Here is a 473-nt window from a genome sequence, read left to right as displayed (position 1 = left end):
CGTTCGCGCCGGGTCTTGCTCGGCTGAGCCAGGCTGTTGGCCTGCTCGCAGGCTTCGCGCCAGGCGTTGATCTGCTCGACATACAGGCCTTTGCGCCGGCAGTACTCCGCCAGCTCAGCCGCATTGAGGCTGGCGCTTTCCAGCACCACCCGAAACTTGTCCTGGCTCGACCACTGGTCGGCCTGCTGTCCATCTCCCGGCACCACTGCTCCCGCTGCTCTGGCCTGTTTGCGCCAAGCATACAGGGTGGCATCAGTAATGCCTGTCGCTTCCACCAGCTCCGGCACCGTCCGGTTCAAGGGCGGCATCATCTGCCGCACCACCCACTCCCGATGCTCTATCGAATAACGCGCCACACAGCTCTCACTTCCGCCCACCGACCAAGACTCATCGAATCAACTCACACGACAACTATCCTGACGCGGCGGGGTAGGCTCGGTGCGTGCAGCTGCTCATTGAGCGATTGTGGGCCT

Annotated in this window: 1 protein-coding gene; it reads right to left on the bottom strand. The window is 63.0% G+C overall.

Going from position 1 to position 473, the window contains the following annotated elements:
- The coding region (locus tag A3709_RS12555) for a transposase (RefSeq protein ID WP_197484176.1) at positions 1-356 on the bottom strand (356 nt) is incomplete at its 3' end.
- Positions 357-473: the final 117 nt, after the last annotated feature.

Origin of the sequence: Halioglobus sp. HI00S01, from assembly GCF_001635445.1 — a bacterium.
In the GTDB taxonomy this organism is placed as follows: Bacteria; Pseudomonadota; Gammaproteobacteria; order Pseudomonadales; family Halieaceae; genus Halioglobus; species Halioglobus japonicus.
This window is presented reverse-complemented; position numbering and strand designations above follow the sequence as displayed.